24 protein-coding genes are annotated in these 26706 nt (G+C 67.5%); 6 read left to right on the top strand and 18 right to left on the bottom strand.

Annotated elements, in window-relative coordinates:
• Nucleotides 1-26: 26 nt before the first annotated feature.
• The 8 genes from AC1DHX_RS04560 to AC1DHX_RS04525 form a co-directional block, all read right to left on the bottom strand.
• Nucleotides 27-731 (bottom strand): hypothetical protein, encoded by a 705-nt coding sequence (locus AC1DHX_RS04560; protein WP_476871820.1) that lies wholly within the window; start codon nt 729-731, stop codon nt 27-29.
• A gap of 97 nt (nt 732-828) precedes the next feature.
• Nucleotides 829-1008 (bottom strand): hypothetical protein, encoded by a 180-nt coding sequence (locus AC1DHX_RS04555; RefSeq protein WP_026538140.1) that lies wholly within the window; start codon nt 1006-1008, stop codon nt 829-831.
• Complete coding sequence (locus tag AC1DHX_RS04550; RefSeq protein WP_230009974.1) at nt 1005-1382, bottom strand: hypothetical protein; 378 nt, start codon at nt 1380-1382, stop codon at nt 1005-1007. Before AC1DHX_RS04550 ends, AC1DHX_RS04555 begins: the two co-directional genes overlap by 4 nt.
• Nucleotides 1372-3255: a hypothetical protein gene (locus tag AC1DHX_RS04545; RefSeq protein WP_476860208.1), complete on the bottom strand. Its 1884-nt coding sequence runs from the start codon at nt 3253-3255 to the stop codon at nt 1372-1374. The genes AC1DHX_RS04550 and AC1DHX_RS04545 overlap by 11 nt, the downstream gene beginning before the upstream one ends.
• A gap of 8 nt (nt 3256-3263) precedes the next feature.
• The gene (locus AC1DHX_RS04540) at nt 3264-5357 is read right to left on the bottom strand and encodes a glycosyltransferase (RefSeq protein ID WP_476856991.1); all 2094 of its coding nucleotides are present in this window, start codon (nt 5355-5357) and stop codon (nt 3264-3266) included.
• Nucleotides 5358-5368: 11 nt separating this feature from the next.
• Nucleotides 5369-6469, bottom strand: coding sequence for a hypothetical protein (locus AC1DHX_RS04535; RefSeq protein ID WP_476860207.1), 1101 nt, complete (start codon nt 6467-6469; stop codon nt 5369-5371).
• Nucleotides 6470-6562: 93 nt separating this feature from the next.
• Nucleotides 6563-7561 carry a glycosyltransferase family 2 protein gene (locus AC1DHX_RS04530; RefSeq protein WP_476860206.1) on the bottom strand — a complete coding sequence of 333 codons (999 nt, stop codon included), beginning with the start codon at nt 7559-7561 and terminating at the stop codon, nt 6563-6565.
• Between the two features lies 1 nt (nt 7562).
• Nucleotides 7563-8414: a glycosyltransferase family 2 protein gene (locus tag AC1DHX_RS04525; RefSeq protein ID WP_476860205.1), complete on the bottom strand. Its 852-nt coding sequence runs from the start codon at nt 8412-8414 to the stop codon at nt 7563-7565.
• Between the two features lie 301 nt (nt 8415-8715).
• On the opposite strand from AC1DHX_RS04525, the gene AC1DHX_RS04520 reads away from it, so the two are divergent.
• Entirely contained in the window at nt 8716-9726 is a 1011-nt protein-coding gene (locus AC1DHX_RS04520; RefSeq protein WP_476860204.1) for a glycoside hydrolase family 16 protein, read from the top strand.
• A 77-nt stretch (nt 9727-9803) separates the two neighbouring features.
• On the opposite strand, the gene AC1DHX_RS04515 is transcribed toward AC1DHX_RS04520, so the two are convergent.
• A complete protein-coding gene (locus AC1DHX_RS04515) occupies nt 9804-10712 on the bottom strand; it encodes a metallophosphoesterase (RefSeq protein ID WP_028275464.1) in 909 nt (302 codons plus the stop codon).
• Between the two features lie 551 nt (nt 10713-11263).
• On the opposite strand from AC1DHX_RS04515, the gene AC1DHX_RS04510 reads away from it, so the two are divergent.
• From AC1DHX_RS04510 to AC1DHX_RS04500, 3 genes are all read left to right on the top strand, one after another.
• Nucleotides 11264-11815: a YceI family protein gene (locus AC1DHX_RS04510; protein ID WP_028275465.1), complete on the top strand. Its 552-nt coding sequence runs from the start codon at nt 11264-11266 to the stop codon at nt 11813-11815.
• A 142-nt stretch (nt 11816-11957) separates the two neighbouring features.
• Nucleotides 11958-12371 carry a YccF domain-containing protein gene (locus AC1DHX_RS04505; RefSeq protein ID WP_476856986.1) on the top strand — a complete coding sequence of 138 codons (414 nt, stop codon included), beginning with the start codon at nt 11958-11960 and terminating at the stop codon, nt 12369-12371.
• 70 nt (nt 12372-12441) lie between these two features.
• Nucleotides 12442-12915, top strand: coding sequence for an SRPBCC family protein (locus AC1DHX_RS04500; protein WP_223917130.1), 474 nt, complete (start codon nt 12442-12444; stop codon nt 12913-12915).
• Nucleotides 12916-12949: 34 nt separating this feature from the next.
• On the opposite strand, the gene AC1DHX_RS04495 is transcribed toward AC1DHX_RS04500, so the two are convergent.
• The 8 genes from AC1DHX_RS04495 to AC1DHX_RS04460 form a co-directional block, all read right to left on the bottom strand.
• A complete protein-coding gene (locus tag AC1DHX_RS04495; protein WP_476860202.1) occupies nt 12950-13819 on the bottom strand; it encodes a DUF4031 domain-containing protein in 870 nt (289 codons plus the stop codon).
• A 119-nt stretch (nt 13820-13938) separates the two neighbouring features.
• Nucleotides 13939-15276: an FAD-binding oxidoreductase gene (locus AC1DHX_RS04490; RefSeq protein WP_476860201.1), complete on the bottom strand. Its 1338-nt coding sequence runs from the start codon at nt 15274-15276 to the stop codon at nt 13939-13941.
• 176 nt (nt 15277-15452) lie between these two features.
• Complete coding sequence (locus AC1DHX_RS04485) at nt 15453-15944, bottom strand: carboxymuconolactone decarboxylase family protein (protein WP_476860200.1); 492 nt, start codon at nt 15942-15944, stop codon at nt 15453-15455.
• Between the two features lie 713 nt (nt 15945-16657).
• Nucleotides 16658-17683 (bottom strand): glycerate kinase, encoded by a 1026-nt coding sequence (locus AC1DHX_RS04480; RefSeq protein ID WP_476860199.1) that lies wholly within the window; start codon nt 17681-17683, stop codon nt 16658-16660.
• 4 nt (nt 17684-17687) lie between these two features.
• Complete coding sequence (gene kce / locus AC1DHX_RS04475) at nt 17688-18620, bottom strand: 3,5-dioxohexanoate:acetyl-CoA acetone transferase (protein ID WP_028275471.1); 933 nt, start codon at nt 18618-18620, stop codon at nt 17688-17690.
• Nucleotides 18621-18715: 95 nt separating this feature from the next.
• On the bottom strand, nt 18716-19480 hold the full coding sequence (locus AC1DHX_RS04470) for an SDR family oxidoreductase (protein WP_476860198.1): 765 nt from the start codon (nt 19478-19480) through the stop codon (nt 18716-18718).
• A gap of 85 nt (nt 19481-19565) precedes the next feature.
• On the bottom strand, nt 19566-20885 hold the full coding sequence (locus tag AC1DHX_RS04465) for an MFS transporter (protein ID WP_476849780.1): 1320 nt from the start codon (nt 20883-20885) through the stop codon (nt 19566-19568).
• 167 nt (nt 20886-21052) lie between these two features.
• A complete protein-coding gene (locus AC1DHX_RS04460; protein WP_230008957.1) occupies nt 21053-22111 on the bottom strand; it encodes a LacI family DNA-binding transcriptional regulator in 1059 nt (352 codons plus the stop codon).
• Between the two features lie 470 nt (nt 22112-22581).
• Between AC1DHX_RS04460 and clpB the strand changes: the two genes are divergently transcribed.
• A complete protein-coding gene (clpB, locus tag AC1DHX_RS04455) occupies nt 22582-25239 on the top strand; it encodes an ATP-dependent chaperone ClpB (protein ID WP_476860197.1) in 2658 nt (885 codons plus the stop codon).
• A 16-nt stretch (nt 25240-25255) separates the two neighbouring features.
• Here the strand turns inward: clpB and AC1DHX_RS04450 are convergent, their stop codons facing one another.
• A complete protein-coding gene (locus AC1DHX_RS04450; RefSeq protein ID WP_476856978.1) occupies nt 25256-26026 on the bottom strand; it encodes a septum formation family protein in 771 nt (256 codons plus the stop codon).
• Nucleotides 26027-26319: 293 nt separating this feature from the next.
• Here AC1DHX_RS04450 and AC1DHX_RS04445 point away from each other — a divergent pair, with 293 nt between their 5' ends.
• Entirely contained in the window at nt 26320-26553 is a 234-nt protein-coding gene (locus AC1DHX_RS04445; RefSeq protein WP_018774150.1) for a DUF3073 domain-containing protein, read from the top strand.
• The last annotated feature ends 153 nt before the right edge of the window (nt 26554-26706 follow it).

Genomic DNA, 26706 nt, shown 5'->3' with positions numbered 1-26706 from the left:
GGGCCGCCCGCGGACCATCTGAGGGGCTAGGAGCGTTTGATGACGACGTCATCGATGTATTCGTCGCCCTTTTGCCGGTTGTGCTCGGCTCCGAGCTGAACTTTGCTCAGGCTGCTCCCGAGCATTTGGACGCTCGAGCTGCTGTAGCGCTGCACGCCGTCGAACCATACCTGGATTGTTGACGAATTGCCGTTGGCGGTCACCCGCATGGACACATGGTGCCAGGCGCTCAGAGAGATGCTGCTGGAGATCAGCTTCGTGTAGACAAAGGTGCCACTCGGTGACGTGACCCTGAGCCACAACTGCCCGTTGCTGTTGTAGCGGTAGATGTCCGCGACACGGGTGGAACCGGAGAAGAAACGGAAGTACGGGACGTCATTGCCGGAAACGCCGGCAACAGTGATATTGAACCAGCCGTCCGCGTACGAGGTCTTGGTCCCCGAGGAAAACGAAGGGGATGAGAGGTTTGCGAGCGAGCCCGAATCCGTGGTCACGTGCAGCTTGGCCGCATGCGTCCCGGTGTGGGGCCGCGAAGTGGACATAGTTGCGGTGCCTGTGCCGGAGACTTTGGGGACGAGGCCGCAAAAGCCGCCCGCTTCAAAACTGGTGGCGAGCACGACGGTGCCCGGATAGGAGTTTGTCGGTGCCGGGCTGCAGGTTGCGGCGGTGGCAGCCTGGGCGGAACCGAAGACAAGGGAACCGGCTACGAGCATTCCGAGCGTCCCAACCATGCTGAGTGTTCTAAGTTTTCTCATTGAAATACTTTCCGTGATTGGTTCGACTTGTTGGTGTCCGCCCGGTGCCGCGGCACCGGGCGGACGGTTTCTGTCATGCCAGCTGCGCCAGATGCACCAATTGCATGACCACCGCGACGCCGACTATGGCCAGCAGGGCTGCCGTGGTGATCACCACGGCGCGCGGGAGTGCCTTGTCCGGCTGCAACACGCGAAGCACATCGCAGCTCACGAGGGCCGTCATCGTGGCCAGCCCCGTCAGGAAGATGATCATTTCGCACGCACCAGGGCACGCTTTGGCCGCTTGAACTCAATGCCCAGGAATACGAGGGTCAGGGCCGACAGGAGGCATACGGCCGCCGGCGGTGACCAGAGACGTGCGTAGATCATCGCCGTCGCCACGAGGGTGGACATCGCGAGGCTGAAGGCGATTGCGATGGCGATGCTGAGGGGAAGCGCACCAGTTGCCTGGGCTGAGCGCGGGGGGTCGAAGCGGAGGAGCAGCACCAGCGCCGTTCCAGGCCCGGCCAGCATCAGCAGGCCTATCACCGCCAGGCGCAGGCCCTCGGGGCCGACAAACGAGAGCGGTATGGCTGCTACGGCGACGGCTGCCGTCGCATAGCTCACGTAGCTGCGTTCAGTTGCCATTGCTAACTCCTTCGATGTGAAAAATCACGCCGCCTGCGTTTTCAAAAACCTTTGTCCAGCCCGGACTCGTGGCGCATGTGGCGGTAAAACGTTGAAGGTCGCCGGTGGGAGTCGAACCGCGAAGTTCGGCTGCCTCCTGCTGGCTTTCGGTAACGATGAGGTACGCGCCCGCTTTGTGGGCGATCTGGTTGGCCGCGTCACAACTGAGCGGCGCGGCGTTGGGAATGGGCTCGGCAGCAACGAGCGCCCGGTAGTCGTAGTCCGCGTAGTGCTGGTATCTCCACGGGGTGTTGCGAACTGCCTCAATGAGGACGGAACCGGTGGGCGCTGTCGCATAGAGGTGGTTCACTAAGGCGATTTCGTCGTCGTTGAAGCTTTCCATGCCGTCATTTCCGTAACGGGAGACGACAGTGGCTGTAGCCAGCACCGCGCCCATCAGCAGCAGCGCAAGGGCCCGGCGCAGGCTCAGTCCCGCGGCACTGTCTGACATCAGTGGCAGCACCGCCAGGCAGACGGCGAACGGAAGGCTGAAGAGATACAGGCGCAGAAGCAGTTCACCGCCATAGGGCTGGAGGGGAATCAGGACCAGCGGCGCCAGCGCCGCGGCCGCGGCCGCCAGCCACGGTGCCTTCCGCCGGTAGCCCACTATGGCGCCGGCAACGGCGAGCACCCAGACCAGCGCAACCTCGGCCATGCGCGTGTAAACCACGAACATGTGGGCGTCGCTGCCTGAGACCCTGCTGCTCAGCGCGCCGAGGCTGTTCGCACCGATGTCACCGAGCGAGCCGAGCAGCTGGCCGAAATGCCCCTCCACGAATGTGGAAGCCGCAAAGAGCAGCCAGCCGACGGGCAGGACCACGGCCAGGACCGGCAAGAAGCGCAGCCGGAGACGTCCGGTCAGCAGGAGCGCGGCCAGGATGGGGATCGCGGCGAAGGGGCTGAGCTGGTGAGAAGCCGTCATGGCAAGCAAGATCAGTGCGCAGACCACCACGAGAATCGCCGTGTCCGCCCGGTGCGGTTCCGCGGCGCCATACCGCGGGATCGAGCTGTCCAGTTTGCTGACACTGCGGGCAAGCCACCGGGAGAAGCGGGTGCGCTCCGTGGGCCAGGCCCAACCGCCGAAGACGCTGAGCAGGCAGGCAATCAGTGTGAGCAGGAGGAGGAACGAATAGGCCTGTGGTGACAGGTAGTCCTGTCCAATCCAGCTGGCCACGTAAAAGATCCAGACAGCCGCCCAGGCCTGGCGCGGATTTGCCGTCAACCGCCGGGCCAGGGCCAGCAGTGGTGCGAGCAGGAGGATGTTGACGCCCACCGGCGCCCACGTTGCGATCCCGAAAAGATCCTTGGCGCCCGTCGCCCCGGAGAGCATTCCCAACACGTTGAAGAATCCTGGCCAGTTGAAGTAGGCGTCCAGGGTCGGATCCAGCTGGCCCGATTGGCTAATGGTGTCCGCAATGCCCAGATGCCGGAAGCTGGCCTCGAGCCGGGGCAGGCCATGAATGATGGGGTCAGCACCGTCGAGGAGAACCACTGTGACCAGGAGCTGCCAGGTCAGAAGCGCCGGAACCAGACGGCGGAGGCTCAGCGACGCAACAAATCCGGCGAGGCTGAGCCCGAGCGCAACGAAATAGGCCGGCGGGAGGGCATCAATCAGCCCGGCCCCGCCGATCTGAAAAGGATTGACCTGGTTCATGCTCCACACGCCGAGGGCGAGCGCGGCCGCGGCTGCCGCGGCCAGGGCACCGATGTGCCACGACGGCGTGAGTCCGAGGTTGCGGTGGGTGGGCGGCTTAGCACCGCCGACGTGCGCATGCGCCTCATGCCGGTGGGTGGTGCCCACAGGGAGGCTTGTTGCCGTTTCGTGTGTCATCATTTCTCGATTCAGGTCGGCTGGTGGCGCGCCGCTGAAGGAATCTCGCCTGCGGTGGAGGCGGGCTTCATCCGGGTCAGGGTGATCAGGCGCCAGGTGGCCATCAGGCAAGCAGCCGCTTGGGCAACGGCCCATAGGACTGAGACCCCGGTGAGGCCATATTGCTGCGCCACTGCCGCGGCGGGTGCCACGACCAGGATGGCGGCCAGAGTGGCGACTATCGTGGATTCGAAAAGCCGCCCTTGGGCCCGGCACAGCCCGTAGTAGACCTGGGTCACGCAACTCAGGAGGAGTGCCGGGACGAGTACAGGAATGAGGACCCACGCGGACGCGTAATCCGGTCCGAGGAAGCCCAGAAGCAGGGGGCCGGCCAGCAGCAGTATCAGCCCGGCCACGAGAGTCAGCATAAAGCTGGCCCGTAACGCTGAGGCGAGGAGGCCCGGCCGCGCCCGTGAACCCGCGAGGGCCGTTTGCAGGGTAAACCCGGCGGACTGCGGCACGAAGAACACTGCCGAGGCCATCATCCAGACCACATACCAGGCGGCAGTCGACGCCGGGCCCAGGGTAGCTGCAACGATGAGCGGGAGCAGGTAGCCGGGCGCGCGGTCGGCGAGCGTGAGGGCGTGGTTGGGAAGCCCCGGCTTCAGGAGATTGAGGGCCGGCCGAGGCCGGAAGCCGTGCTTCCAGTCCGGGGACACGTGGGCACGGGCGAGCTGGCGCAGCCCTACGAGGACACTGGCCAGGGCGCCGGCGGCGACGGCGCCCACAATCACCGCCAGGTCACGGAGCCCGGCGGCCAGCGCGGCGGCCAGGAAGAGGAGCTGCACGAGGGACTGTGCGAGGCTTCTGACCAGCGTGCGGTCGGCCCGTTCCTGGGCTACGCCCACGTGGTCCAGCTGGTAGGCGGTGGCGGCGAGCAGTGCCGTGGCCAGGAAAAGAATGGTGACCAGGGGGTCGGCCCAGGCCTCGCCCACGCCTGTGCCGAGCCACGAGGTGACGGCAACCAGCAGGCCAGCGCCCAGCAGGGAGCAGGTTGCCACGGTAAGCAGGCCGGTGGCGATGAGGCGCCGGCCGCCGTCAGTTTCCGCGGGCAGCAGCGTCAGCGTGGCAGGCCCGACGCCGAGCATCCCCAGCTGCACGGTCAGGAGCGCGGCTGCGACCACCGCGGACCCCAGGCCTATTTGCTCCGGCGGGAGCACGAGGGCCGCGAGTGCCCAGAACAGGAAGCCCGTCACCATGGGGGCAATCCTCGCGGCGGCCAGCCAGGCCGCGTTCCCGCCGACCGAGATCGGTTTGTGGGCCGGCCGCAGGAGCTCGCCGGCCATGGCGCGGTAGTTGTAGAGCAGGAAGCCCATCCAGTACGGCAGGAAGCGGGGTGCCCGGACCAGGGACATGCCGACCCCCCGCACGGTGGCCAGCAGTGGCAGCATCACGAGCCAGCCGGCGCGGCCCGTGTGCTTGCGGACGGTCCGGGCCATCCCGGCCCCGTCCTGGAGCCATTGGTCGCGGGCGTAGTCGAACGTGTCGTCAAACCGGTGCCTGACCACCACGGAGTCGGAGACGCCGAGCTTGAACCCGGCCTGCTCCAGCCGGATTCTCAGCTCCACATCCTCCCCGGAGCGGAAGTCGTCGTCGAACCCGACGTCGAGCAGCACGTCGCGGCGCATCAGCGTGGCGCTGACGCCAAACCACTTGCGCACCCGGCTGTGGTTGTGGTGCCAGGCCAGCGCAGCCCCCCAATAGCCGGGGCCGTCGGCTTCGCTGGCCAGCCCGAATTGCAGGCCGTCGTAGCCGCCGGCCTCGAATTCGGTCAGCAGCCGGGACAGGCTCTTCGGCGGAAGGACGACGTCGGCGTCGATCAGGGCGACAACGTCGCCGGTGGCACTGCGGGCGCCGAGCATCCGTGCGGCAGGCAGGCCGCGTCCTTCATCGGAGATGACAGTCGCCCCGCAGTCGCGGGCGATTTCGACAGTGTCATCCGTCGAGCAGCCATCGACCACGATCATTTCGTACGGGTGTTGGCTGCGGATCGACTCCAGGCACTCGCCCAGCCAGGCTGCGGCATTGCGCGCCGGAACAACAACCGACACCTTCAGATCGCTCACGTGGCCTCGCCTCACTCATCCAGTTTTGAACGAACCAGATTCGCGATGAAGTCAGAGGCCTGGTCCGCTGACCAAGCGGCGGGAAGCCGGAGCAGCCAGCAGGGAACGTCCTCCAGGGCCCGGCGCACCACGGCCGCCTTCTGGCCAAAATGCTCCTCCAGCGGGACCAGGCTGGTGGCGCCGAGGGCCTCGACAAGGCGCCGCGAGACCATGGGCAGTTCCGAATGGAAGTTGCCGACGACCCGGGAGGTCATCCACTCGGCGCTGCGTGCTTCCAGCCGCGCGTCCGCGCCGTCGAAGCGCTCGAGGAAGATGGCCAGCTGTGCCGGCGCCGCGGACGAGATCCGTTGCGCCCCGAAAACATGCTCCGGCTGCACCATGCGGTGTTCGGGGGACCAGCGCCGGGTGAATGCGGCTGTTTTCGGATAGCGGACAATGACCGGATGGACCGCCGTGGCCAGATGGGCGACAGGAGTCGTCAGCCATCCGGGGGCCAGGGGCTTGCGGGTTCCCCGGAACATGTCCGGGTAGATGGCGCGGTGGTGGGGTTTGATGAACATCGGTTTGGCGTAGCCCATGAGCATTCCGCCGGCGCCCATGAAGGCCCAGTCGTCGGCCATGAACCGCACGTCGGGCATGGCCACCAGCTTCGCCACCGTACTGGTCTTTCCAACACCTCCCCAGGCCGGCAGGAGAACCCCGGAGCCGCGGAAGTCCACCACGGCAGCATGGATCATTGCCGTCTCCTCCTGGACACACAGCCGGTCCAGCAGCGGAATCACAGAGGTCAGGAGCTCACCGGCGCCTTCGATCCGGTACCCGTCCTTTGTTTCGATGATCTGGACGCGGTCCGCCGGAATATAGAGGGACTCCCCGGTGAACCGGTAGGCATCCTCCGCGTGCGACTGGCTGGAAACCGGCGATATCCTGGCGCCGATGGTGATCCGCCGCGGCGCGGTGGAATTCCCCAGGAACGGGGCGAGCATATCCCGCAGTTGCGGTTCCCCTGGTGTGCCCGCCTCCACGTCGATGCCCACGATCCCGTGGACATCGAAGGAGGCTCCGGCAGAGGCGCCAATGGGCTGTTTCACGTCGCGCTCAGGTTGGCTCATGATCCAAGCTTTCTGGGGTCGGGTTCCTGCGGTCAGGTGGTTCCGGGTGCAGGGCCTGCACCCGGCGGTCTACGGGGAAGGGCGCAGCGCGGTTCATTTGACTTCCCGCCACGGCTCTTCCGGCGTCACAACAGCCGCTTTGACCGGAGACGGCGCCGCAGGCAGCCGGCGGCCGCGCACATAGCCGGTCGCGGTGGCCGCGAGCACGGCGATGATGGCCGCTGCCCGGCCGAGCCCGGCACGGTCCCCGCCGCCGAGCCAGCCGCGGATTCCGGCGAATACTGCACGAGGCAGGACCTGCCGGACATAGCGCCGTTCGGGACCAAGTGCCCGTTTGTGGCCGACCACCCTGCTGACCTGCGCCTTGGAAATCCCTTCGCCCCAGGAACGGGCCAGCATGTAGCGCAAGGTGCCGCGCTCGGCCGGAACGTGGTGGTGCACCAGGGCCGCGGGCTCATAGACCACCCGGGATCCGGGAGCTCCGATCACCGCGCGGATGCACAGTTCGGTCTCTTCGCAGCCCAGCGGGACGGCGTCCTGACGGCCCAGGGTTGTGTTGAAACCGCCGACCCGTTCCAGGACGCTGGCGCGGAAGGACATGTTCGCGCCAATGACGTTGCGGACCTCGGCGGCGACTTTGGGCATTCCCCGGTAAGTGCAGCCGACAATCCAGTCGAGCTCGTTGGCGAAGTAGCCCGGCCGTCCGGCTTCCCAGAGCGGTTCCACCCGGCCGCCGACCGCCAGAACGTCGGGATCGTCGTACATCGCCGCGAGCCGTTCGAGCCAGTCCGGCTCGGCTTCGGCGTCGTCATCGAGGAAGGCCACGATCTCGGCCTTAGCGATGCCTGCTCCGGTGTTGCGGGCGCCCGAGAGACCCTTGGGTCCGGCGTTCTCGATAATTACGGCATCCGGGACGGTAAAGATCAGGCGCTTGTACAAGTCCACGTTGTAGTCCACGACGACGATCGTCTGCTTGGGTGGGAAGGTCTGGGTGCGGACGGAGTCCAGGGCGCCGATCAGCTGGTCCCACCGGTCCTCCGAGTAGGAGCAAATGACCACGGATACTTCCGGAAGGCTGGAGTTCTCGGACATCCTATTCGCCTGCCCGTACGCCCAGGACGCTGCTGGGATCGGTGGGAACGTGCGGGAAGACCTCGTTGGGGTACTTGTACTTGACCCGACGCAGGGCCTCGGGGCGGGCGCCGGCGGTCGGGGCTTCCCAGCTCACGCGCTCGCGGGCCAGGGTGCGGAGGACCCGCCAGCCGTCCCGGAAGGTATGCAGGTTTGACTGCCCCGAGATGCGGGACAGTTCGTGGCTGGGCACCTCGGCAATGCGCAGGCCCGCCCTTGAGGCCCGCACAATCAGTTCAGTTTCGATCTCGAACCCGTCCGACTCCAGCTCCAGAATGTCAACGCATTCGCGGCGCAGGGCGATGTAGCCGTAGCAAAGGTCCGAGTAGTCGCTGTGGAGGACAGTGTTGGCGAGCCGGGTGAGCATCTTGTTTCCGCCGCTGCGCAGCCATGTGAGATCGTCTGAGCCGCCGCCCGTCACATAGCGGGAGCCTTTGACGAAGTCGTATTCGTGCTGGAGCGGAGTCACCAGCCAGCCGATCTCCTGGGGGTCCATACTGCCGTCCCCGTCGAGCATGACGATGATGTCGCCGGAGGCTGCGGCGAATCCGGCCCGCACGGCGTTTCCTTTGCCAGGGCGGGGCTCTGCCACCACCACGACGTCCAGGCGCAAGGCCCGGGCCACCTCCACTGTGCCGTCCAGGGAACGGCCGTCAACAATTACCACCTCATCTACATAGGTGGGCATACGCCGCAGCACCCACGGCAGGTTCATTGCCTCGTTCAAAGTGGGGATCACCACGCTGACCGAGGGATTTGCCGGCGGGGGCGTCGTTTGGGGGCGCACGTTCGGCTTGAGATTCGGGATGGACACTGGCCTCACCACTCAATGACGTATTCTGCTCGTCGCAACTACAGCGCTTTCCGACTCCTCCGACCGGAAAATAGACCCAATGCTTACGCTGTTCGGTTGTCGACAACTTAGTGATATACCCCAGGGTTAAAGTTTGGTTTCGCCACCTTGCATTAACCTTGGATTAACTGGAACTTTCAACCAAATTTGAGGCACAACTGTTGATGGGCGGTTGCGTCCATGCGACACTGGCTCGATGCGGACACCCGTTCATTGGGGGCGCGTGCCGGCAGGACGCCGGCGTCTCCTGACCTTCAGGACCATGGCGGTTCCCGCCATGGTCCTGGTCATGGCCCTGGCGGCGTGCGGCACGGATGCCGCTCCACAGGGCGAGCGGCCGCTGTTCACGTCCATTTCGGCGTCGCCGGCGGCTCCGCCGACCGACGCCGGAACAGGAGGGGCACAGCCCGGGCTCCAGTCGGTGGCGCCGACCGAGCCGCCGGCAGGTGGCACCGCCACTGCCGCCCCTGCGCCTGGGGGCGCGCCGGCGTCCCGGCCTGCCCGGACATCGGCACCGCCTCCGGACCGGACCACTGACACGGCCATGTCGGGGGATCTGCCCGGATGGAGGAACGTCTTTGTGGAGGACTTCTCCGGCGGTGACGTCCCCCTGGGCTCCTTTCCCGGGCCGCTTTACCGGGACCGGTGGAGTGCCGGATACAAAGACGGAACACCGGATACGGACGGACAGGTCAGCGGCGGAAAATCGGGCTACTATCCCTCGAAAGTCCTGAGCGTCAAAAACGGCGTTCTGGACTGGTTCATGCATTCGGAAAACGGTGTCTTCATGGGTGCCGCGCCCACGCCCAAATTTCCGAATGCCAGCAAAAATCCCCCGAGGGCCAACAGCATGCTGTACGGCCGCTACTCAGTCCGGTACAGGGGGGATGCCATGCCTGGCTTCAAGACGGCGTGGCTCCTGTGGCCGGATAGTGGCATCTGGCCGCGGGACGGGGAGATAGATTTCCCAGAAGGCGACCTCGGAGCAATCCTGACGGCAGCTGCCCATTTCATGTCCTTGGATCCAAAGCGCTTTGAACAGTTCTTTTCCAATAAAGTTTCCACAGACTGGCATGTTGCCACGACAGAGTGGACCCCCGGTCGCGTTGAGTTCTTCATTGACGGACGATCCATCGGCGCGAGCACAACGGACGTGCCCTCGACGCCCATGCATTTCATCCTGCAGACCGAATCGTGCCTGCCTCTGTGTCCGGCTCCGGAAACCCAGGGCCACGTCTACCTGGACTGGGTCAGCATCTGGGTGCCGGCCTGAGCCCTCTCGGGGCGCGTCCGACGGCTTACCGGCGGCCTATCCGCCGCCGCACACCTGAGCCCTTATGCCGCAGCAGGTTACCGGCGGAGGGTGAAGGAATCCGAGAAGCTGTAGCCGTCGGCGGGAATGAACCGGGCGGCAAGTTCATCCGCCGTCGCCATGACGTCCAGGGTCCCAAAGGCCGGGTCCTGGTTCTTCCCGGATGTGCTGGCGAAGTAGCGCATCTCCGGGTCCTCGGATCGGACGTTGTAGAGTCCGACGCCGCCAACGCCGACGGTGGCGAACACGGTCCCCGAGCCCTGGGCCATGGCGTCATCGGTATCGGCCAGGCATGCGGAGGCGAAGGTCGCGGGAACGAGTTCCGCGCAGCCTCCGCCCGTGGCCAGTTGATGCGTCCGCTGATAGACATGGTCGTGGCCGGACAGGACCAGGTCCACCTGCTTTTCGATCAGCATGTTCGTGAAGTCCTGCCCCGCCTGGCAGTCGTAGTTGCCGACGCTCAGGCACGGGGTATGCATGCCCACCACCGTCCAGGGGATGTTCTGCGATTTGGCCTCGTCGATGGCGTCCGCGGTCCAGCGCCAGCGTTCGCTGTCCCTTGAGTAGTCCAGCGGCTCCCCGCCCCGGAAATCGATGCCGGGGGAAACCATGATGAAGCGGACAACCGGATTCTGCTCGGGGACATCGAGGCGCCATTGGACGCCGTATTCGCCCTGGAGGCCGGGCATCCTGTTGGGCAGGCACTGGACATACTTCTCGATGTCGCCATCCCGGCCGTCACTCTCGTGGTTTCCGGTCACCAACTGGTACGGGAAGTTCTCGCCGAGACGGGCGGTGACCATGTCGCAGAACTCCTGTTCGAGCCCGGCCTTGTATGCGAAGTCGCCCAGAGCCAGGTTCAGGTGCGGCTTGAGGCCGGCAACGGCGTCGAGCACCTTCTTGGCGCCCGAGCCTACGCCGATGTCACCCTGGGCGGTGAAATGCACGGGCTCGCCGGCCGACGGCGCGGCAGACGACGACGGCGGTGCGGTGGACGGCGATGGGGGCGACGGCGCGGGGGACGACGGCGTGCCGGGGCTCGGGCGCGGTGCGGGTTCCGGCGGCCCGGGCTGGCAGGCGGAAAGCAACAGACCCAGGCTCAGCAAGCAAGCGCCGATACCCGCCTTGCCATGTTTCCCCAGGGACCTGGCCACGATTCCTCACATCATTTGGTTGATCAGGACTGTGTAAATAGTTCTGCGAAATTCGGTGATTGGCCGGCATTTATAGGCCAGAGTAACCCGGCCGTGGAGCGAAGGCCAGAGAACGCGTCCGGCCCCGGATCGCTGGACCCGCCGTCGGAAATCCCGCCGCCGACGCGCGACGCCGTCGCGCGACGCCGTCGCCCGGGGTGGCCGCTGGCGTGTCGCGCGCCGCGTGTCCCGCGTCAGGGCCGGTGGGACCTAGCCCGGGACGGGCTTCCTCGTTAGCATGCAGAGTGGGGAATACCCCGACCGCCCCGGCGGGACAGGCCCGCCACCGCTCGAAGGAGACCGTTGTGACTCTGCCCGAAGGTTTGACCCCCGGAGTGTGGACATTGGACATGTCCCACAGCGAAATCGGTTTCAGCGTCCGCCACGCGGGCATCAGCAAGGTCCGCGGCCGGTTCAACGAGGCCTCCGCCGAGGCAAGGGTGCGCGAGTCGCTGGCGGACGCAAGCCTGCACGCCACGGTCAAGACCGCCAGCTTCGATTCGGGCGACGCCAACCGCGACGGCCACGTCCGCGGCCCGGACTTCTTCGACGTTGAGCAGTTCCCCGACATGACTTTTCGGGCCACCGGGATCCGGGGCGAGGGGGAAGACTATGTGCTGACCGGCGAGCTCACAATCCGTGGCGTCACCAAGCCGGTGGAGCTCGAAGTCGAGTACACCGGTGTGGCGGTGGACCCCTTCGGCGCCACCCGGGCCGGATTCAGTGCCGAGGCGGACATCAGCCGGAAGGAATTTGGCCTGACGTGGAACGCCGCCCTTGAAGCGGGCGGCCTGCTGGTCAGCGACAAGGTCAAGATCAACGTTGAGGCCGCCATGGTCAAACAGGCCGATACCTAAGCACCGATGAGGCGGGCCGAACCCGGACGGGCACCCGTGGACCGGGCTCGTGGAAACCTGTCCGGGGTTGGGCGCGAAAGTCGGGGATCTTTCCGGGTAAACAACTGATCCGAATGTCACTCCTACGGGCGAGAATTAATCCATGAAGACACTCCTGAACATCATCTGGCTGCTCTTCGGCGGCCTGTGGCTTGCCCTGGGATATTTCCTGGCCGGCGTCGTCTGCTGCCTGCTGATCGTCACCATTCCGTGGGGCCTGGCCTCGTTCCGCATCGCATCCTATGCCTTGTGGCCGTTCGGCCGCATGGTGGTGGACAAGCCCGGCGGCAACGGCATATTCACCCTGGTGGGAAATGTCATCTGGCTGCTTGTGGCCGGGATCTGGATCGCGATCGCGCACGTCGTTACGGCCTTCGCCATGGCCATCACGATTATCGGCATTCCGCTGGCGATCGCCAATCTCAAGCTCATACCCATCTCGCTGATGCCGCTCGGCAAACAAATCATCCCGAGCAACACCCCGTATGTGACCGCCTACAGCCCCGGCCGGCGCTAGGCGGCGGCAGCGCAGCCAGCAGGCCGGGGGCACTTCGCCTGTCAGTTCAAGCAATCCGAGGGAGAGGACCATGAGCCAAACGGCAAATGGCGACACGGACCTCATGCTGGTCATTGTCCGCGAGTTCAGGGCGCCGATCCAGGGTGTGTGGTCGGCTTTGACGGACCCGGACCAGGCTCCGCAGTGGTGGGGTCCGCGCGGCTTCCACGTCCCGCGTGAGAGCGTCGACGCGGACCTCGAAGTCGGCGGCCTGTACCGCGCCTGCATGATCCAGGACAGTACCGGGCAGCAATTCTGGTGGAGCGGGGTGCATACCGATGTCGAGCCGCCGCACCTGTTCGTGTTCACCCATGCCTGGGACAAGCCGGACGGAACCCGCGGCTTCGAGACCGAGGTGACGATCCGGTTGGAGGAGATCGACGGCGGCACGCAGATGACCTTCACGCAGGGGCCGTTCGACTCCGCGGAAAGCCGCGACCGCCATGGCGAAGGGTGGCGCGAGTCGTTCGACCGGCTGGCGAATCACCTCAGCGTGGCTGCCTGAGCCGCCGGCCGCCGGTGGGAGGCCGGCACACGGCTCACGCGAGTTCGCCCTGCAGGTTCCCGCGGGCCGCGTCCAGCCACAGTGTCCGGCCGCGGTCGGTATGGAAGAGCGGATCGAGCTGCAGCAGCTGGCGGACGACGGCGGCGCGGCCGGCGGCGAAGTCGGCGTCGCCGATGTGGGCGAAATCTTCCCTGACGGCGGCGAGGTAGCGGGCGTAGGCCTCCGGTTCCCCGCCGAGGACGGAGAGGTCGGCGTCGCTGAGCAGAGCGCCGTCGTCGTCTCCGGGCTCCGGACAGTGGTCGGCCGTCAGCAGCACCAGGCGCACCACTTCGTCCACCTCGGCGGCCGGTAGACCGGCATGCCGGAGCCGGTCGTCGGCCAGCCGTGCCGACGCTTCCTCGTCCTGGCCTGCCACGCCGCGGTAGACGGCGTCGTGGAACCAGGCGGCCAGCAGCACGGTCCGGGGCGGATCGGCCGGATCGCACAGCAGGTCCAGGGCTTCCAGCACCGCCAGCAGGTGGGTGCGGCCGTGGTACGTCCGGTGTTCCTCGCCCCAGCGGTCCAGCAGGTCCAGGAAGAGGGCGTCGTGGCCCGGCAACGCCTCGTTCCAGCGGTTCAGGAGCGGGACCCGGAGGGCCTTGCCGCGTCGTCGGGCCGGGATCCGCAACCCGCTGGCGATCAACTTTCGGACGAGGACCCGGCCCTCCACGGGGATGGCGCCGGCCGCCACCAGGGCCTCGTAGCGGGCCTCGGCGACGTCGTAGTGGTCGCCGTCGAACGCTCGCCCGGGGATGCCGGCGGCTGCGGCGAAGGCGTGCAGTTCCGCGAGCGACGTGTCCGAGACCAGATGGGAAAAGTGGGTTCCGTGGGCAGGCCAGAGCGGCGGATCGACGTAGACGGCCATGGTGGCAGTCTAGCCCCGACCCCGGACACGCGCGGCCCGGACTGCGGGCACCGGTGCGGGCGCCGGGCGGGCGCCGCCGTCGGGGTCATGCCGCGACGGCGGGGCCACCGCCGTTGTGGTCACACCGCGACGGCGGGTCGGATGTTCTGGTTCCCGCGGAACACGTTCCCGGGATCAAACTCGCGTTTCACTTCTGCCAGCCGGTTGTAGTTTTCGTCGCCGTAGGCCGCGCGGATCCGGGCCTGGCCTTCGTCGCCGATGAAGTTCAGCCAGACGCCCCCGGTCGCGTAGGGGGAGATGTCCTGGCGGAAGCGTTTGACCCATGCCTTCGCGTCCTGCCCGCCCTGCGGGGTGTCACCCAGGCCGAACGGGTGGCTCACCCAGCTGGCGGTCCGGTTCAGCAGCGGGGTGGCCGCGGCGGCCGGCCCGCTCACCGCCCCGCCCCAATGGGCGATCAATTGCTGGGAGCTTGGTCCCGGGAGATTCCGGGCCGAGTCGATGATGACGTCCAGGGCGTCGTCGGAGAGTTCGTCGTGGTAGTCGGCGCTCCAGTAGTTGTACTTGCCCGGCGGGTCGTCGAGGGAGCACTGGAAGTCTGCGTAGCCCGTGTCTTCCACCAGGTCCACAACAGGGCCCAGTTCCCGGTATGCCTTGGCATGTTCTTTGCCTTCCTCGGCATCCCCGGCGAAGACATACACGACGTACACCGCCATCTTGCCCACCATGGCCGCGGGCACGAAGGGTTCCGCCGGTGCAATCCCGTAGATGAGGGTGGCGGACTCTTCGTTGGGAGCCGCGGAGGCCAGGTCCCGGTATCCGCGGCTGAGTTCCGGGGCCGCGTCCCCCGGCCACATCAGCACCCCGGCATGCACGCGTGGCCCCAGCTGATGCAGGCCGAACGTAAACGAGGTGGCGACGCCGAAGTTCCCGCCGCCGCCGTGCAGGGCCCAGAAGAGTTCGGGATTCTCCTGGGCGCTGGCCCTCACCTGCTCGCCGGTGGCCGTGACCAGATCCACGGAGACGAGGTCGTCGCAGGCGAAGCCGAAGGCGCGCTCGAGCCAGCCGGACCCGCCCCCGAGCGTGAAACCCGCGAGCCCGGTCGTGGAGACCCGCCCGCCTGTGATGGCGAGGCCGTATTCCTGGGTGGCGCGGTCGAACTCGCCGCAGGTGAGGCCCGCGCCCACCGTGGCAGTGCGGGCCTCCGGGTCCACCCGCACGGATTTCATCGGACGAACGTCGACCACGAGGCCGCCGTCGTTCATGGACATGCCGGCTACGGAATGGCCGCCGGCCCGGACGGCGACTTCGAAGCCGTGTGTCCGCGCGTACGCCAGCGCCTCGGCCACCCCTTCCGGGTCGGCGCACGGGGCAATGACGGCCGGATGGCGGTCGATCATCGCGTTGAAGAGTCTTCGTGTTTCGTCGTACTCCGGGTGACCCGGCCTGACCCACCTCATGGCAGTGCTCCCTCGGTGACCGCGGCTCCGCCCCACTTTTCGAGCTTACGACTGCACGCCGGTTGTGGCTACGGCTCGTTGTTTGGCCGGCCGCGCACCGCCGGCCCCTTAGCCGCGGACACCTGTCCGCCGACCGGGTGTTCTGGTGCGGGCGGCTGGCGGGAGTGGACGGTGGTTTAGCCGCGGGCGTCGCGGACCGGGTGCTGGCTGACGATGGAAACCCGGTTGAACGCGTTCATCGTAATCGCCAGCCAGCTGACGGCCGAAAATTCTTCGGCAGTCAGGTGCCGCCTGGCCTGTGCGCCTTCATGGTCGCGGGTATGGGCGTCAGAGATGGTGGTGATGGCCTCGGCCAGCGTCAGGGCTGCACGTTCCTTTTCGGAGAACAGAGAGGTGTCGCGCCATGCGGGGAGAACGGCCAGGCGCTGGGCCGACTCGCCGTTCTTAACGGCATCGCCCACGTGCATGTCCAGGCAAAAGGCGCAGCCGTTGATCTGCGAAATGCGGACATTGAGCAACTCAATGAGTGTGTCGTCCAGCCCGGCCTCGGTGGCGGCTTCCTTGGCTTTCAGGCCCAGCCCGTTGAGTGCGCGCCAGGCAGCGGGGTGCGCCTTGTCAAGGAATATGCTCCGGTGCCCGGGATCCTGCGGTGCCGTCGTGTCATTCATGGATTCCACAATACCGACGGGCCTCGGCACGGCCCGGAGCGGCGTGTGACAATTTTGTCAAACCTGTGACAAGCTTTGGGGGTGGGAGTGTTTGGTTCGGCGGCCGGCTCCTTGGGGGACCCGGCCGCCGGACCGCTCCTTCTGAGCCGGGCCTCCCCGGGCAGCTACTTTCGAGCCGGGCCAGACTTCGCACCGCCGAGCTCCGCTAGGCCGGGCCTCCTCCTAGCCGGTCCATCTGAGCCGCGCCTTTGAGCTGCTCCTTCCTAGCTGTGCCTTCCGAGCCGGTCCTTCCTAGCCGTGCCTTCCGAGCCGGGCCAGGCTTCGCGCCGCCGAGCTCCGCCAGGCCGGGCTTCACGAGTTGATTTTCGCCGGATCCCGCTGGGGGACATGTCCAGTTTTCAGCCAATCGTGCGGCCGCGGGAATACATGTCCAGTGGTCACGTCCGGCAGCGGGGCACATGTCCACTCTTCAGGTCCGGGGATGGGCACAAAGGGCGTATGTCCACTGGCACGGGGCAGCGGAGGGCATGCCCGGCGGTCACACGTGGCAGCGATGGGCATGTCCAGTTTTTGGGCAATTTTGCGGAGCGGGGGAGGGCATGTCCCTTGGCCACGTCCGGCAGCGGAGGACATGTCCAGTCTTCAGGTCCGGGGATGGGCACAAAGGGAGTATGTCCACTGGCGCGGGCCAAGGGAGGACATGTCCCGCGGACTCACAGGTGAGCAGGAGCAGCAGGAGCAGCGCCAGCAGCAGGGGAAGCCGCCGAAGCCGCATGGGCCAGTTCCGCCCCCGCCGCCTGCATGGCTGCCGGATCTCCGGCCACGATGATGCGGGCAAAGCTGTCTGCGTAGTCGCCAAGGTCCGGATCCACCGATCCCACCACCGCGTACACCGGTGTGGTGCCGGCACGGGCCAGGATGGCACCGATGATCTTCCCCTGGCCGGTCTGGGAATCCAGCCGGCCCTCGCCGACCACCACCGCGCTGCTGGCGGCCAGTTGCGCGTCGAAGCCCAGCAGATCCAGGACATAGTCCGCCCCTGACACCAGGCGGGCGCCGTAACGGGCCCACATTCCGCCGGAGAAGCCACCCGCCGCGCCGGTCCGGTCCACCAGACTGGGATCGCGGCCGTAGTCCCGGGCGAACTCCGCCGCGAGCAGTTCGAGTCTGTGTGTCAGCAGCTCAACCGCGGCCGGCCCGGCTCCCTTCTGCGGCCCGAACACGCGTGCGGCGTCGGAAAAACGCGTCGTGACATCACTCAGGATCACCAGCTCGGCACCGCGGAGCCCGCCGCGTTCCTCGATCGCGGCGATGGCGCCGGCCCCGCCGTCGGTGGTGGCCGAGCCCCCTGCCGCCACCACGATGCGGCGTGCGCCGTGCCGGGCAGCCTCCGCGATCAGGACGCCGGTGCCGTACGTGCTCGCCGTCAGCGGGTCCCGGCCGCCGGCGGACGGCAGGTTGAGGCCGCTCGCGACGGCCAGTTCGACGACGGCGGTCCCGTCGGCGGTGAGCCCGACCGCCGCCTCGACGGGTTCGCCCCACGGCCCGACCGTGGTGACAAAGACGGGCCGGGCGTCCAGACCGCGGGCGAGGGCCTCGGTGGTGCCCTCGCCGCCGTCGGCCACGGGCAGCTCGCGGGCCGCCGCGCCGGCCGTGCGGATGCCGGCCGCGATGTGCCCGGCCACCTCGGAAGCGGTGAAGGTGCCCTTGAAACTGTCCGGGGCCACCAGGATGCTCATCGGCTCAGAACCCTACGTTTTCCCGGCCCTTGAGCTGCAGCATCTGCCGCGCCTCGTCGGGGGTGGCGACCTCAAAGTTGAGGGCTTCCAGGATGGTGCGGATCCGGGTGACCTGTTCGGCGTTGGACGCGGCGAGCTGGCCGGGACCGATCCACAGGGAATCCTCCAGGCCCACCCGGACGTGGGAGCCCATGGCGGCGCCGATAGTGGCGAGCGGCATCTGGTTCCTGCCGGCGCCCAGGATGGACCACTCGTAGTCCTCGCCGAGCAGGCGGTCCGCCGTGCGGCGCATGTGCATGAGGTCCTCGGGGTGCGCGCCGATGCCGCCGAGCAGGCCGAAGACCGACTGGACGAACAGCGGTCCCCTGGCCAGCCCGCGGCCGTGGAAGTGCGCGAGGTTGTTCAGGTGCGAGATGTCGTAGCACTCGAACTCGAAGCGGGTGCCGTTCTGGTTGCCGATGCCCAGGATGGTCTCGATGTCCTGGAAGGTGTTCTTGAAGACGAGGTCGCGGCTCTTTTCGAGCCCCTCGCGCTCCCAGTCGTGGCCGAACTCGGTGAAGCGGTCCAGCATCGGGTACAGCCCGAAGTTCATCGAGCCCATGTTGAGTGAGGCAAGCTCCGGCTTGAACAGCGCCGCCGGCTGCATCCGCTCCTCGACGCTCATGTGCGGCGAGCCGCCCGTGGTGATGTTGATGACGGCGTCGGTGTTGCGCTTGAGCTTGTCCAGGATCGGGGCGAAGTGCTCGGGGTCCTGGGAGGGGCGGCCGTCCCTGGGGTCGCGGGCGTGCATGTGCACAATAGCGGCGCCTGCCTCGGCGGCGCCGATCGCGGCGTCGGCGATCTCGTCGGGGGAGACGGGCAGGTGCGGGGACATGGACGGGGTGTGGATGGCGCCGGTGACGGCGCTGGTGATGATGACCTTGCGGGCAGCAGCCATGGGAATGTCTCCTTGGTGGGGCGGGGCGGGGCAGCGTGGGTGCGGGGTGGGCGGCGGCCTGGGGCGGACCGGCTCCCCAGGCAGTTCAGTTCAGGTCAGTAGAGCTTTTCGGTGTTGCCGTCCACGGCGAGTGCCTGGCCGTTGACGTTGCGGGCCATGTCGCTGGCAGCGAAGGCGGCCATGTTGGCGATGTCCTCGGCCTCGATCAGCCGGCCCAGCGAGGACTGGTTGTGGTACAGGGCGGACACCTCGTCCGCCGGCAGCTCGAGCATCCGGGCCTTGGCGGCGATGACGGAGTCGATGCGTGGGCCGTTGACGGCGCCGGGGCAGATGGCGTTGACGCGGATGCCGTCCGGGCCAAGTTCGATCGCGAGAGTTTTGGTCAGCCCGACGACGGCCCACTTCGACGCCGAATAGGCGCTGCGGCCGGCCATGCCCAGCCGCCCGGCGGCCGAGGACAGGTTCACGATAGAGGCGCCGCTGCCCTCGCGCAGCAGGGGCAGGGCATGCTTGATGCAGAAGAACTGGCCATGGATGTTGACGTCGAAGGTTGCCTTCCACGCCGCGGCGTCGAGGGATTCCAGGGGCCCGGTGGGACCGGCGATGCCGGCGTTGTTGACGAGGACGTCGAGGCCGCCCATTTCGTCCCGGACGGTGTCCATGAGTTCGCGGACCTGGCCCTCGTCCGAGACGTCGCTGACCGCGGCGAGGAGCCCGTTGACGCGGGCCTTGTCGACGGCGTCGGGGTCGATGTCGGTGACGAAGACGGTGGCGCCGAGTTCCCGGAACTTGCTGGCGATGGCCAGGCCGATGCCGTTCGCTCCGGCGGTGACGAGAATGCGCTTGGCGGTGAAATCCATGAGTAGTCCTTGCAGTGAGATGGCTTGCGGACCCGCTCCGAACGCGCGGCGGGGCGCATCCGGAACGGGCGGTGGGAGCAGTGCGTCAGTGGGCGGCCGGAACAATCGCGGGCTTCTCCGTGCCGCGCTTGAGCAGCAGGGACAGCAGCGCGCCGATGACGCACATGCCCACGATGAACCACAGGCCGGAGAGCTTGGAGCCGGTGGCGTCCTGCATGAAGCCCATGACGTAGGGGCCCAGGAAGCCGCCGCAGAGGCCGATGGTGTTGACGAAGGCGATGCCGCCGGCGAGGGCGGCGCCGCTGAGCCGGGTGGCCGGGTAGGTGAAGAGAATCGGCTGCAGGGCGAAGAAATTGAAGGCGGCGAGGCAGAAGCCGATCATGCCCAGCAGCGGCCCGCCGACGGCGCCGAGGGCGAAGCCGGCGACGATGCCGGTCATGGTGCCGGTGACCAGCATCCGGGAGCGGCGGCCGTCGGTGGCGAAGCGGGGGACCAGCAGGGCGCCCGCCGCGGAGAAGATCCACGGGATGGCCGTCAGCAGGCCGATCTGCAGCGGGCTGAGCTTGCCGTACGTGCCGATGATGGAGGGCAGGAAGTAGGACAGGGCGTAGACGGCGATCTGGTGGGTGAAGTAGACGCCGACAACGAGGAGGATCTGCTTGTCCTTCAGGACATCGCGGAGCAGGTGGTTGCCGGAGGCCGCGGCGCCGGCGGTCTCCTCGGCGGCGATGCGGGCCTCGAGATCGGCGGCTTCCTCGGCGGTGAGGAACGTCGCCATGCTGGGGCGGTCCGGGAGCTTCTTCCAGACGACGTAGGCGAGGACGCAGGCCGGGAGTCCTTCGACGAGGAACATCCACTGCCAGCCGTGCAGGCCGCCGAGCCCATCAAAGGTCAGCAGCAGCCCGCCCAGCGGGGCCCCGACAATGTTGGCGATGGAGACGCCGAGCAGGAACATTCCGTTGGCCTTGGCGCGGTCCTTGACCACGAACCACTGCGTCAGGAAGTACATGACGCCCGGGAAGAGTCCGGCCTCGGCCACGCCGAGCAGCATCCGCATGATGTAGAAGGACCATTCGCCCTGGACGAAGGCCATGCCGGCGGAGATGATGCCCCAGGTGATCATGATCCGCATGATCCAGAAGCGGGCGCCGACCTTGTGCATGATCAGGTTGGACGGGATTTCGGACAAGGCGTAGGTCAGGAAGAACAGCCCGGCGCCGATGCCGTACGCGGTGGCCGAGATGCCGAGGTCGATCTCCAGCCGGTCCTTGGCCATACCGATGTTGGTGCGGTCCAGGAAGGCCATGATGTAGGCGCCGATCAGCAGCGGCATGACGCGGCGTAAGATCACGCCGTTGATTTCCTGTGGCGTGCGCATCTTCTTTGTTGCGGATACAACTGACATGGGTCGGGGTCCTTGGCTCGTGGGCGGGATAGGTGGTCAGGGCGGGCATGCGGAAAGGGCAAACGGGAGGCAGACGGCCGCGGCAGTGCGCGCGGCGCGTGGTTCGTCAGGGTCGCGGGAATGGGTAGGGCTGGCCGCGGACGGGCCGGCCCGCGTGTAGCGCGGCCTCAGCTGTCAGGAGGCGTGCAGCCGCACGTCCGCCCGACGTGCAGGCGGTGCCGGCACACTTTCGAGGTATAGGTGGCGGACGGGGAATCGATGCGTTTGAGCAGCATGGCGAACGCCTCGTTGGCCATTTCCTGCTGCGGTTGGACAATGCTGGTCAGGTTGATCAGCCCGGAGCGGCTGTGCGGCAGCCCGTCACAGCCGGCGACGGCGACGTCGTCCGGGATGCGCAGGCCGCGCGACAACGCGTATTCCATGACGCCGATGGCAAGCTCGTCGCTGCCGCAGACCACGGCCTGCGGCGGCGTTCCGGCCGAGAAGAGCCGCTCCGCCGCCAGCCGGCCGCCCTCGTTGTTCACCCTGGTGCTGATCTTCCGGTCGCCGCTGATCGTGATGCCCGCCGCGGCGGCTGTGCGGACAAACGCCTGTTCGCGGGCCAGGGAGGCCGTTGAGAACCGGGGGCCGATCACGGTGGCGATTTCGGTGAAGCCGTGGCTGAGCATGTGCTGCATCAGCGTGGTGGCTGCGGCGTCGTCGTCGATCCCGACGAAATCCGAGTCGAGGAAGTCCGCCCGGCGGGACAGGCACACGTAGGGGATGCGGGCCGCCCTCAGCGTGCGGAGCGCGGTGGCGTCGTCCCGGAGCGAGGCGGCCAGGATGATGCCATCGACGTTGCGGTGCGCGAGCGTCGAGGTGACCTGGGCGAGCACCTCCGGATCGTCCTGGGTGGTGGCGACGAACACTTCGTAGCCGGACTCCGCCGCGGCCGTAATGACGCCCTGCGCCCAGCGCGGAAACATCGGATTGATGATGTTCGGCAGGATCAGCCCGATGACCCGGGTCCGCTGCGGGTCGGTTGACTGCGACGGCTTACGGGGCCTGAAGCCGAGCTCGTTCGCCACGTGGATGATGTGGCGTCGGGTCTCGGGCGAGACGCCGCCCTTGCCGTTGAGGACGTAGGAAACCGCAGCCGAGGAAACCCCTGCGGCGCGGGCCACGGCAGCGGCCGAAACCGGCGGAACGGGGCCGTCGACGGTGGCGCTTACGGCGTGTTCGTGCATGTCCGGCCCTCCTTCGCGTCGGTTCGTTTTGCTGTGACCCCAGTTACAGTAAGGAGCCCGCCGATCGTTAAGCAACGTTAAGTCATTCACGCGGGCCGTGCAGGCAGACTGCTGACGGACATGCTCATTGTTCGCGCCCGGGCCGACGGCTGCCGGATATGCCCATTGTTGGCGCCCGGGCCGGGGGGACATGTCCAGCCGTGGGCCCGGGCGCTGGGCATAGTGGCACTATGGCCACTCTTCGGGCGCGGGGGAGGGCATGTCCAGCGGCGGGGTGCCCAGGGGGGGCATGGCCCTCGGGCGGGGTGCGCGGCAGGGGGGGGGCGGCCGCGGGGCGCACGGTGGCCGCGGGTGGTCGGCCCTAGACAGGCGTTTCGCTGTCGGCAAACATGGAGCCAGCCCCCCTCTTATCAAAGTTGAGCGATGTAGACTCAAGTTTGATATCAGAACCTTTCCGGAAGGAGCCCTCGTTGGACGCCAAATTCACCACCAAGAGCCAGGAGGCCCTCGCTGCGGCCGCCATGAACGCCTCGACCGCGGGCAACCCGCAGGTCGAGCCCGCTCACTTGCTCAAGGCCCTCATGGACCAGCGGGAGGGCGTCGCCGTCGCGCTGCTCCGCGCCACCGGCGCCGACCCGGACGCCGTCAGTGTCCAGGCGAGCACCGCCATCAAGGCCCTTCCGTCGACCTCCGGGAGCAGCGTGCAGCAGGCGCAGTTGTCCCGGGCAGGGCTGCAGGCGATCAAGAATGCCCAGAACGAAGCCGAGCGGCTCGGGGACGCCTTTGTTTCCACCGAACACCTGCTGCTGGGCCTTGCCGCCGGGAGCGACGGCGTCGGGAAGCTCCTGCGCGAGGCCGGAGCCTCCCACGAGGCACTGCTGGCCGCCCTCCCGGGCGTCCGCGGCGACCGCAAAGTGGACAACGCGGACCCGGAAAACTCGTTCCAGGCGCTGGAGAAGTACGGCACGGACCTCACTGCGGTCGCCCGCTCGGGCAAGCTGGACCCTGTGATTGGCCGTGATGCCGAGATCCGGCGGATCATCCAGGTCCTGAGCCGCCGCACCAAGAACAACCCCGTCATCATCGGCGAGCCCGGCGTCGGCAAGACCGCCGTCGTCGAGGGTCTCGCCCAGCGGATCGTGGAAGGCGACGTGCCCGAAAGCCTGCGCGGCAAGACGCTGATCGCCCTGGACCTCGCCTCGATGGTGGCCGGGGCGAAATACCGCGGCGAATTCGAGGAGCGGCTCAAGGCTGTCCTGGAGGAAATCAAGAACTCTGAGGGGCAGATCGTCACGTTCATCGACGAACTCCACACGGTGGTGGGTGCCGGCGCCACCGGGGACAGCTCCATGGATGCCGGCAACATGCTCAAGCCGATGCTGGCCCGCGGTGAGTTGCGCCTCATCGGTGCGACCACGCTGGACGAGTACCGCGAGAACATCGAAAAGGACCCCGCCTTGGAGCGCCGGTTCCAGCAGGTCTACGTGGGCGAGCCCAGCGTGGAGGACACCATCGGCATTCTGCGCGGCCTCAAGGAACGCTACGAGGCCCACCACAAGGTCTCCATCTCCGATTCCGCCCTCGTGGCGGCCGCGACGCTCTCCAACCGGTATATCTCCGGCCGGCAGCTGCCGGACAAGGCGATCGACCTCGTGGACGAGGCCGCGTCCCGGCTGCGCATGGAAATCGATTCGGCCCCGGAGGAGATCGACCAGCTGCGCCGCCAGGTGGACCGCCTGACCATGGAGGAACTGGCCCTGGCCGGCGAGACCGATCCCGCATCGGTGGAACGGCTCGCGGCCCTGCGGGCGGACATGGCGGACAAGAAGGAGGAACTCGCGGGCCTGAACGCCCGGTGGGAGGCCGAGAAGGCGGGCCTGAACCGGGTGGGCGACCTGCGGGCCAAGCTTGACGAGCTCCGCTCCGCCGCGGACAAGGCCCAGCGCGAGGGGGACCTGGAGACGGCGTCCAGGATCCTCTACGGCGAGATCCCCGCCCTGGAACGGGAACTGAACGCCGCCGCCGAGGCCGAGGCGGCCGTGCCGGACAAGTCCGGGCAGATGGTGGCCGACGAGGTCACGGCCGACGACATCGCCGAGGTGATTTCGGCCTGGACCGGCATCCCCGCGGGGCGCATGCTCCAGGGCGAGAGCCAGAAGCTGCTGAACATGGAGCACGTGCTGGGCGAGCGGCTGATCGGCCAGAAGCAGGCCGTCGCCGCGGTTTCCGACGCCGTGCGCCGCGCCCGCGCCGGGATCAGCGACCCCAACCGGCCCACCGGCTCGTTCCTGTTCCTCGGCCCCACCGGCGTCGGCAAGACCGAACTCGCCAAGTCCCTCGCGGACTTCCTGTTCGACGACGAGCGCGCGATGGTGCGGATCGACATGTCCGAATATTCGGAGAAGCACTCCGTGGCCCGGCTCGTCGGGGCGCCTCCCGGGTACGTCGGCTATGAGGAGGGCGGCCAGCTTACCGAGGCCGTGCGGCGGCGCCCGTACTCCGTGCTGCTGCTCGACGAAGTGGAAAAGGCCCACCCGGAGGTCTTCGACATCCTCCTGCAGGTGCTCGACGACGGCCGGCTCACCGACGGGCAGGGCCGCACCGTGGACTTCCGCAACGTGATCTTGGTGCTCACCTCGAACCTGGGCAGCCAGTTCCTCGTGGACCCCAACCTCGACGCCGCGGCCAAGAAGAACGCCGTCATGGCCACGGTGAACGCCTCCTTCAAGCCGGAGTTCCTCAACCGGCTCGATGAAGTGGTGCTGTTCGATCCGCTGAGCGTGGAGGAGCTCTCCCGGATCGTGGAACTGCAGGTCAAGGAGCTGGGCGAGCGGCTCAAGGGCCGCCGGCTGAACCTCGAAGTTACCGAGGGTGCCCGCGCCTGGCTGGCCGTATCCGGCTTCGATCCCGCGTACGGCGCGCGGCCGCTGCGCCGCCTGGTGCAGCGCGAGATCGGCGACCGGCTGGCAAAGGCCATCCTGGCCGGCGAAATCGCCGACGGCGACACCGTCCTGGTGGACACCGCGCCGGACCTGATGGAACTCACCATGGGCGGGCTGGGGGACGGGGAGCTGACCAGCGGCGGCGCGGCCACGGGCACCGGGCTCTCGGTCCGGCGCAAGGAGTAGGCGCCGCCGGGCAAGCCTAGGGCAGCAGGGACTCCTTGATGACGTTTCCGCCGTTCGTCGCGGCGTAGCAGTCGACCCGCCGGTCGCCCATCTCCCAGCTGCGCGGGCTCGGGTAGGCCAGCTTGTAGCTCAGGTCGTAGTCGCCGGCCTTTGCCGTGAGCGGAGCCGCCTTGCAGGCATCGCGTGCCTTCTGCTTGAGCTGGTCCCGGCCGGGGTACGAGTCATCTGGCCCGTATTTTTCCACGGCGACCAGCTGCGCCGAGTGGCCGGTGGCGCAATCCACGACGGTGGACTGTTGCGCATCCGGGTCGAAGTCCTTGAAGCAGTCCCGCAGCTGGAAGTCCAGGGGGCTGACGCCCTCCAGCGGCAACGCCCCGCGGCTGGCGGGGGCGGACGCCGACGAAGCGGCGGGGGCCGGGCTGTCGTTTTCCGCGGAGGCCTGGCCGCTGCCGGCAAATGCGGCCACAGCCCACCAGACCAGAAGCGCAAGCACCACCAGGACGGCCGCGGCCGCGCCGAGCCGCTTTGGCCCCTGCCGGCGGATCCGGCGGACCAGGGGGCGTGCCCGCCGTGAGAGAGCCTTCTTGGTGCGTGAGAGCGCTTTCCTGGCGCCGGCGAACGCGGTGCCGGCAAGGGCCGGGCGCGCGGGTTTCGCCGCTGCGGGTGCCGCCGCAGGATTCGTGGGCCGCGCACGGTCGGCTGTAATGACGGGCAGGGCGGACGTCGGCGGCCTCGAGGGCGGCGGCGGGATGGCCCCGGCGTCGTTCCTTGGATTCTCTTCGGTCACTGAGAAATTCACCACTTCCGTGCGTCTTTGCCGGGGCTGGAAGCCCGGCGTAGCGGCCCTTTTCTGGGCGCACATCACGAAACTCTATCGAAGATGCGCGGCACCGCGCATGCGCCGGTGGCTCCGGCCACCGTTGCGGGAGGCGCCACACTGTCCACAGGGGGCGGGCCGGCGAGCAGTTGGCGCCGAAAGCATGTAATCTAGGTGTACGACAAATTGACCAAACATTCCGGGGCCTCACCTATCGCCAAAAGGTGACCACCTCCGGTCCAAGTACAAAAGGGGGTCACGCCATGGGGCGCGGCCGTCAAAAGGCAAAAGCTACCAAGCAGGCTCGGGACATCAAGTACTACTCCCCGAACACTGACTATTCGGCCCTCCAGCGCGAGCTCACGGGCCCGGGAAGTCGTGCCACGAGCCACTTCGCGGATGACCCGGTTGAACCGGATTATTCAGCGTATGTGGATAAGTACGCGGACGATGTGGAAGACGACGACGACGAGGTTGATTCCCGTCGCATAGGTTAGTCGACGTTTCCTTCCGGCAGTTCTCTCCGGGGGATCCATCCGGCACCGCGGTGCCAGCCAAAGATTTTCGGGCCGCCGGCCACACCTGTAACAGGCGTGGCCGGCGGCCTTTCTTGTGCCCGCAGCCTTCCGTATCCGGGCCGGCCGGCTGGC

This window comes from Arthrobacter sp. 05N33_2 (genome assembly GCF_056397425.1).
The sequence above is the reverse complement of the archived record's forward strand: the minus strand, read 5'-3'. Positions and strand labels throughout refer to the sequence as shown.

Bases quoted from the DNA above. Each gene is read 5' to 3' on its own strand.
- AC1DHX_RS04530 (WP_476860206.1), bottom strand. From the start codon at position 7,561: ATGTCCGAGAACTCCAGCCTTCCGGAAGTATCCGTGGTCATTTGCTCC.
- AC1DHX_RS04555 (WP_026538140.1), bottom strand. From the start codon at position 1,008: ATGATCATCTTCCTGACGGGGCTGGCCACGATGACGGCCCTCGTGAGC.
- AC1DHX_RS04500 (WP_223917130.1), top strand. From the start codon at position 12,442: ATGAGCCAAACGGCAAATGGCGACACGGACCTCATGCTGGTCATTGTC.
- AC1DHX_RS04470 (WP_476860198.1), bottom strand. From the start codon at position 19,480: ATGGATTTCACCGCCAAGCGCATTCTCGTCACCGCCGGAGCGAACGGC.
- AC1DHX_RS04490 (WP_476860201.1), bottom strand. From the start codon at position 15,276: ATGAGGTGGGTCAGGCCGGGTCACCCGGAGTACGACGAAACACGAAGA.
- AC1DHX_RS04505 (WP_476856986.1), top strand. From the start codon at position 11,958: ATGAAGACACTCCTGAACATCATCTGGCTGCTCTTCGGCGGCCTGTGG.
- AC1DHX_RS04545 (WP_476860208.1), bottom strand. From the start codon at position 3,255: ATGATGACACACGAAACGGCAACAAGCCTCCCTGTGGGCACCACCCAC.
- AC1DHX_RS04445 (WP_018774150.1), top strand. From the start codon at position 26,320: ATGGGGCGCGGCCGTCAAAAGGCAAAAGCTACCAAGCAGGCTCGGGAC.
- AC1DHX_RS04485 (WP_476860200.1), bottom strand. From the start codon at position 15,944: ATGAATGACACGACGGCACCGCAGGATCCCGGGCACCGGAGCATATTC.
- AC1DHX_RS04465 (WP_476849780.1), bottom strand. From the start codon at position 20,885: ATGTCAGTTGTATCCGCAACAAAGAAGATGCGCACGCCACAGGAAATC.
- AC1DHX_RS04520 (WP_476860204.1), top strand. From the start codon at position 8,716: ATGGCGGTTCCCGCCATGGTCCTGGTCATGGCCCTGGCGGCGTGCGGC.
- AC1DHX_RS04560 (WP_476871820.1), bottom strand. From the start codon at position 731: ATGGTTGGGACGCTCGGAATGCTCGTAGCCGGTTCCCTTGTCTTCGGT.
- AC1DHX_RS04550 (WP_230009974.1), bottom strand. From the start codon at position 1,382: ATGGCAACTGAACGCAGCTACGTGAGCTATGCGACGGCAGCCGTCGCC.
- kce (WP_028275471.1), bottom strand. From the start codon at position 18,620: ATGGCTGCTGCCCGCAAGGTCATCATCACCAGCGCCGTCACCGGCGCC.
- AC1DHX_RS04460 (WP_230008957.1), bottom strand. From the start codon at position 22,111: ATGCACGAACACGCCGTAAGCGCCACCGTCGACGGCCCCGTTCCGCCG.
- AC1DHX_RS04495 (WP_476860202.1), bottom strand. From the start codon at position 13,819: ATGGCCGTCTACGTCGATCCGCCGCTCTGGCCTGCCCACGGAACCCAC.
- AC1DHX_RS04535 (WP_476860207.1), bottom strand. From the start codon at position 6,469: ATGAGCCAACCTGAGCGCGACGTGAAACAGCCCATTGGCGCCTCTGCC.
- AC1DHX_RS04480 (WP_476860199.1), bottom strand. From the start codon at position 17,683: ATGAGCATCCTGGTGGCCCCGGACAGTTTCAAGGGCACCTTCACCGCT.